We start from the raw sequence: 835 nt of genomic DNA, 5'->3' as shown, positions 1-835 counted from the left end.
CCACCTATGGCCGGTGGTTAATAAATTGGCCCATCGCAGTCAGGTGCCGGATTGTGATAACGGAATTTCAGGCACCAAACCAAGGTACCGCGGCCGAACGATAAAAAGGACGTCCGCGAGAAGATAAAGCAGAAATCGGAGCTTTCCATAGTACCGTTGAAGCGGGCGAACCGACATCCGCCGGGAGCCAGTGGAGGGAAGGGAAAGCCAACCCATCATGTCCTCAGGAGGGAAACATGTCGCAGACGCAGAGCGCGAACAGCATGTCCACTGCACTCCTGAGGTTAGCGACGCTGGGTCAGGAACATCCACAGCGGTGCTTTACCAACCTGAACCAGTACTTGACCAAAGACGTGTTGCGAGCAGCCTTCCACCAGACTCGCAAGGATGGTGCGGCAGGGGTGGACGGGCAGACGGCAGCCGACTACGGGCAGCGGCTAGAGGAGCATCTCGAGAGTCTTTTAGCCCGAGTCAAAGACGGCAGCTATAAAGCCCCGCCGGTCAGGCGCAGCTACGTGCCGAAAGGCAATGGCAGGCGTCTGATCGGCATCCCCACCTTTGAAGACAAAGTATTGCAGCGGGCCGTGCTCAGAATCCTGGAAAAGCTCTATGAGCCGATCTTCCACCCATACTCCTTTGGCTACCGACCGGGCAAAAGTCCGCATAAGGCACTGGAGCAGTTGCGACAGCAACTGTCTGAGTCGGGTGGAGGCTACGTCATCGAGATGGACATCCAGAGTTTCTTCGACACTCTGGACAAACACCAGCTGAGGGTATTCCTCCAGCAGCGGGTAGGAGACGGCGTATTACTGCGCCTGATCAACAAATGGTTAAA

General features: G+C 56.3%; 1 protein-coding gene. It reads left to right on the top strand.

What is annotated here, in order from left to right; translation table 11 throughout:
* Positions 1 to 236: 236 nt before the first annotated feature.
* Positions 237 to 835 (top strand): reverse transcriptase domain-containing protein (locus FDY93_RS19285; protein ID WP_138237386.1); only part of this gene is annotated, 599 nt, incomplete at its 3' end.

It is taken from the genome of Microbulbifer harenosus (assembly GCF_005771435.1).
Classification (GTDB): domain Bacteria; phylum Pseudomonadota; class Gammaproteobacteria; order Pseudomonadales; family Cellvibrionaceae; genus Microbulbifer; species Microbulbifer harenosus.
Note: the sequence above shows the minus strand (reverse complement) of the source record. Positions and strands in the feature narration are given on the sequence as shown.